The 5885-nt window shown below is 37.0% G+C and carries 5 protein-coding genes and 2 pseudogenes; all 7 read right to left on the reverse strand.

The genetic code is table 11. From position 1 onward, the window contains the following. Positions 1-164 precede the first annotated feature (164 nt). A complete protein-coding gene (locus tag ACERII_RS25455) occupies positions 165-404 on the reverse strand; it encodes a hypothetical protein (protein ID WP_373645804.1) in 240 nt (79 codons plus the stop codon). Positions 405-438: 34 nt separating this feature from the next. Then, positions 439-927, reverse strand: a complete 489-nt coding sequence (locus tag ACERII_RS25460; protein ID WP_373645805.1) for a transposase — start codon at positions 925-927, stop codon at positions 439-441. 144 nt (positions 928-1071) lie between these two features. Beyond that, positions 1072-2631, reverse strand: coding sequence for a YifB family Mg chelatase-like AAA ATPase (locus tag ACERII_RS25465; protein WP_373645806.1), 1560 nt, complete (start codon positions 2629-2631; stop codon positions 1072-1074). 415 nt (positions 2632-3046) lie between these two features. After that, positions 3047-3361: pseudogene (locus tag ACERII_RS25470) on the reverse strand (IS110 family transposase); the annotation flags it as partial. 147 nt (positions 3362-3508) lie between these two features. Beyond that, positions 3509-4285 carry a recombinase family protein gene (locus ACERII_RS25475; RefSeq protein WP_373645807.1) on the reverse strand — a complete coding sequence of 259 codons (777 nt, stop codon included), beginning with the start codon at positions 4283-4285 and terminating at the stop codon, positions 3509-3511. A 423-nt stretch (positions 4286-4708) separates the two neighbouring features. Then, a complete protein-coding gene (locus ACERII_RS25480; RefSeq protein ID WP_373645808.1) occupies positions 4709-5149 on the reverse strand; it encodes an SMI1/KNR4 family protein in 441 nt (146 codons plus the stop codon). Further along, positions 5149-5571 (reverse strand): annotated as a pseudogene (locus ACERII_RS25485) (LXG family T7SS effector ribonuclease toxin YxiD); the annotation flags it as partial. The gene ACERII_RS25480 and the pseudogene ACERII_RS25485, both read right to left, overlap by 1 nt. Between the last annotated feature and the right edge of the window lie 314 nt (positions 5572-5885).

The following is a 5885-nucleotide window of genomic DNA, read 5'->3' on the forward strand; positions in this document are numbered from 1 at the left end:
GACTTACATATTTTAGGAGTCGTTTTTCAGTGGTCTCGGACAGGTTGATCGTCCTTGTTCCTGTCCAGTAACGAAAGCCACTGAGACCCCCCCCTATCCTCTCTAGATGGATATTGAAGTAGCTAGCATCCTTCTATCTCAATTCCTTTTCCTTCAAACGTTTTTTACTTGATACGCCCAATAACACTTTTCGATATTCCTGTTACTCTTGAGATTTGGCGAATGGATACTCCTTTAAGTTTCTTCATTTTGCTTATAATCATATTTCGTTTTTCTTTGCTCATCTGCTGTAGCATACTGTTGCTTGTCACGCCTAATGTTCGAAGAGACTCTCTAACCTGATCATCAGAAAGCTTCACATTTTCTGTTAAATCCAAACATTGATCTTTATTGTTTTCTTGCATGTAGATGATAAATTTTTCCACTGCAGATTTTCTATCAAGGGAAAAATAGATAAAAGCCTCTATCTATGTCGATTAGGTGCCCTTTATGTAAATACTCACGGATACTGGTCGACTCACTATCCCATATGCTCTTCACCAGCCCAGCCTTTAGGGGATTTTGATGGATATACCTCAGGGCTGTTATGAAATAACTATCACTTTCAACATTCTCACTCTTATACCTATCCTGAAACAAATGGCCACAGCGTCTGTATTTCCTATTATACCAATACACATAACTGGAACTGATTCTCTTTATAATCGTTGCTAGTGGCTCTTCAATTTCCTTCAATAGTAGATGGACATGATTATCCATTAAACAGTAACTATACAGTTCAAAGCAACTTTTTATTTTATACTTTGCTAACGTTTCAAGAAACTTGGCTTTATCCTCATCATCCTCAAAAATGGTTTGCCTATTAATACCTCTAAGCATAATGTGATAGACACCGTTAGAGCTCTTTTTTCTTGCTATCCTTGGCATAAAACATCACCTCAAAACATTTTTTGTACAAATTGATCGAATTATGATCTAAAATTAGTAGATTCCTTAGTTAGGGGATTAGTAGCTTGCGGTGTCAAAGTATAATGACATAAGAACAGAGAGGCTGACTTTCCCTTTGTACCTTCAGTATTCATCACTACACTCTCCGGCAAGTGTTTCAACGTACATCGATTGTGTTGTATTGGGCTTCATTTTTCTCAAAGACAATGCTTCTAACAATGCTTCATCAGATATCATTTGTTCACCCTTAAGATCAGCTATGGTTCTAGCCAAGCGGATGAGCTTAATTTGTACTCGATTACTGAATCCTTGTTTGATGGATAAACTCTGAAGTTCATGCTGCTGATTATTTGTTAGTGGGTGCTGTTTGATCAGTTGTTCGAAAGGAACACTAGCATTACATATTTCCTTCCCATATCTCTCATATTGTCTCTCTCTTGCACGCTGAACCCTTTTCCTCACATCCTCAGAGGGTTCTATCCCTTGGAAATTATGTCCCTTCAAGTCAACTGGTCTTAAGGACAATAAGATATCAATACGATCTAATATTGGTCCCGAGACTCGGTTTTTGTAGGCTTTGATTTGCTTCTCTGAGCATATACAATAATTTCGATTCGATCCCAAGTAACCACATGGGCATGGGTTCATCGCAGCGATGAAAATAAATTTTGCTGGGTACGTTACGGTGGAGTGGACTCTGCTAATGGTTACTTTTTCGTTCTCTAGTGGTTGTCTTAACATATCAAGCGTCTTCTTGGAGAATTCCCCTAACTCATCCAAGAACAGTACGACACGGTGAGCCAAGGAGACTTCCCCAGGCTTAGGGTTCGTTCCTCCCCCGATAATGGAAACTGCTGATGCGGAGTGGTGTGGGTGTCGGTAAGGAGGTAAGGTGAGGGAGTTATATGGTGCCCCAGCTAACTGGTGTAAACTGATCTTTTCTAATTGGGCTTCTTTCGATAGAGGTGGCAATATGGAAGGAAAAGTTTCAGCTAAGAGACTCTTGCCACAGCCAGGAGGACCATCCATCAGCACGTAGTGTTCACCCGAAGCCGCAATCTCTAGTGCACGTTTGGCAAACACGTGTCCGATAATCTGACTGAAATCTCGTTCTACTACTTTCTGTTCATCAAAAAAGCTAGATTTAGGTTGTACAAAAGGTAAAGGTTGACGTCCTTCTAGAAGGTCTAACACATCTTGAAGATTCTCTACGTAAAGTAACTCCATCTCAGGGATATCTACAGGAGGAATGGTAGGATCAAAGGGAAGGTACAACCGCTTTAAACAAAGTCGTTTCGCTGCTAAGATTGCTGCTATCATCCCTTCTACCGGTAACACAGTTCCGTCTAAAGACAAGGCCCCAATGAATCCAGTTTCAAATGGTATCCCTTGCTTTTTAAGAAAACCTCCACTCTTTAGTACTGCAATTGCAATCGCAAGGTCGAACAGTGGTCCATTCTTTTTCACTTCTGCAGGTGATAGATTAATAACGACCTTCCTATCTACGATTGGAAACCCCATGCTATGGAGTGTGGCAGCTACCCGCTCCTTTGATTCTTTCACAGATGCATCCGGTAGCCCTACGAAAATAAAGGATTCCATTCCATCCTTCACTTGTGCCTCGACTTGCACACGATAACCTTCTAATCCCTTTAGGCCAATACTAGTGACTTTTGACGACATTGTTTTATTCCTCCATCATTTTTTATTTAATTGTGAGTTAGTTTAGGGTGAAAAAAAGTTATGACTGGAAAATCTGAAATTTCTTAAGTGAGGTGAAGTTTATCATAGAGGTAATCTGATTTGAAGTAGAAAAGGTGGTCAATTTAAAACGGGCGTAGTAGTAAAGTGGTGTTTACTGTAGGTGTACGTGGTAAGTAAAGTGATTGTAAAACTTATCATTATTATAATTGACGAACTAGTATTCTGTCGAGTCTAGGGAAAAACAATAGTTTAGATCTTCTCCTAATACTACGTTTTTGAAACTTTGGTTCTTTGAAAACTAGTTGTATGAGTTGCAATTCAGCTCTATTCACGCTTCCCATACTAGAATAACCCCAATAAAGGAGGACAAGGAACCTGTCCCTACTGTCCTCCTTTTTTGTGTGGTCATATGGCTTTTTCGTTCAGCGTATGAAAGTGCTGGGTTTACTTCTTTTACAACCTGTCCATGGTCGGTTAAGAATTGTGCTAACGACCGTCCATAGCCTCCAACATCTTCTAAGCCAAATACAGGCGTCAATCCTTCTTCCATCAGTTTATCAATATCTAGTAAAAACGTGGAGAAAGCAGAAGGTTTATTTTCAAACTTTATTTCATCCAACTTCTCCTGCCAACAGTTAATAACCACAGCTACATGGTGTTGCTTATGCAAGTCAACTCCAACATATAAATATTTCTGTTTTTCATGCATGTTCTCATCCCCTATTCAATTAAATGAAAATGCCGGCAACCATAGTTCGAGCGTTCACCATTCGGTGCGCATTGGTACGAAAGCCTATCCATTTTCAACCTTACAGAAGAACTTATAAGAAAATGAGTCCCTTTTTTAAGTAATCTTTTAAATTATTGCTTCATGTTTGCCATTTGCTTGTATTTGTCCATATGTATAAATCCCTTGATAAAAACTTTCTCGGTCTAATATTCGCTTCACTTGTACTTTCGTAAATGCTTTACCTAGGGTTGTTCGATAACCCTCATCATTTAGTGCTTCTGCCAACCTAGACAGCGACCATTTTTTATGTTTTTGTTTAAGTTGAAATAATCGTTTAACTACTTCTGCATGACCATTATGTATTCTTAATTCTTTTTCACCCTTTTGTTTCGTATAACCAAATGTTGCTCTTCCTCCTGCATAACCACCTTCCTTCGCTTTCTTGTTTCTCCCTTTCGTTAGCTTGAGAGCAATTTCAAGCCGTTGGTATTGGTCTAATAACTCCATTAAGCCATTTACCAAAAAGTCGTTCGGGTCTTTCTTATGGATACTGTAAAACGGTTGTTCAATGCTTTTAATATCACAGCCATAATTCTTTAATTCTCGTTGAATCAGCACTTTCACAATATCTGACCTCCATAATCGACTTGTATTGAGCACCATTACATAATCAATCTGGACAGACGAAAGGTGAGCCAACATTTCCTGTAAGCCCACCCTGTCTATTTCTAATGCTTCTTCATTTAGTTTTGCGCCACTAATTCCTTCATCTCTAAAAATAAGTATCAAGTTCAAGCCATGTTCATAACAGTATGCTTTAATTTCATCTTCTTGATATTTCAAACTGTATCCATCTTTCGCTTGCCCTTGTGTAGAGACTCGTATATACCCAACAACGTTCAATTTTCACCCTCCCGTTACGAAAATTAAAATTTATGTAACGCCTTTTTAACGAATAGCGAGTATTATACGACCGTTTCTTGTAAAAATACAACTAAATATTTTATGAGCCAACATAAAGTACGAACACCTTTTTACTATACCCGTTGTTTATCGCCACGAACTTTGTCATTATCGTTTATATAGTCATTATTCCATACAAAGCTACCTCCTGCATGTAAAATGTCATCTCGCCTAATTATCGTATTATTTTCACAAACCAAGTATTAAAACATAATGCCTTGATGGTACTACCATCATGAGCTCTCGATTCTCAAACAAATTATTTCTTTTTGTCTCACTCAAATATCAGTTAATTTAATATAAATTAAAGAAAAAAACCTTGAAAGGCGTAAAACCATTCAAGGTATGTTTTATTATCGTTCTTTAATCAGCTAGTAACTCCAAGTAATATTTATCATTTTCTTCCATCTTTCTTAAAAAGTCTTCAAGAGAAGTCGCAATTTGAATATCATAATAGTAAACTGCACTTCTATTATTTTCAGTCAATTCTATTGACATTAAAGCTGATTCACTGCCTTCAAAAAATATTAGTTTGTTATTCTCAAATTCATCATAGATTTCTATGTCGGGATAAAACTCAAAATCATTAACCCTTAATCGAAAATCCCTTACTGAATATGGGTCCATAATACGATTAATATTAAACTCAGAACCTTCAATAAATCCGTAGCCAACCTCTAAATAAAAATTAACTAACTCCTTAGGAAATATTAAATCGAGTTCCTTCTCAATCTCTTTTATTTCGTTTTCAGTCACTGGATAAAAACTATTTTCTTGGTTTGCCTTAATAAATTCATAGCTCATTATTTTTTACCTCCTTTAAATAGTGTATTTGCTGGTGAACCTGCTCCATGAATACCAGCTTGATGCTCATTTGGGAATTTTGCAGGATGCATATTCCACCATTCATGTCCTCCGCCAAAAGTATTTTCAATTATATGATGAGCATCATACTTATCTCCTTGTTTCCTAATTATTTTACCTGTTTTTTCTGAAATAACATTTTCATTATACACAGGCCACTTTTGCCCAGTATTTTCTTCCCACTCTTTAATTACTTTATTTTTTACTTTATCAAATTCTGCCCTATGCTTCGCTGTTTCTATTGGTGACATTTTTTTGTATTCTTTATTTCTTAAGGCTTCCTTCAACTTCTCTATTTGGTTTTTAGGTAACTCTCTGCCGGTTCGCCCTTCTATATCTCTAATATATTTTTTTATTGTATCACGGCAAACGGGGACGGTTCGAGACCAGTGAAAAAGTCACCACAAAATACTATGCAGGGTATAAAAACTGGATTTTGAATAACATCTTCTTTAAAATGAGAAGTTATTTCAAGTTATTACAATCTAGTTGAGTCTATGAAAACACAAAACAGGTGATTGAACCCTTGATATAATAGGGTTTTAACCACAAATAAACCCCCTGAAATGGTATAATGTAAGTACGACCAAACACAAACCATAAGGGGGTTTTACTCTTGCTTCAACCAAAGTCAAAGCAAATAAGTTTTCACTCTGAAATATACAATAAAATACCG

It is taken from the genome of Evansella sp. AB-rgal1 (genome assembly GCF_041820985.1).
Classification (GTDB): domain Bacteria; phylum Bacillota; class Bacilli; order Bacillales; family Salisediminibacteriaceae; genus Evansella.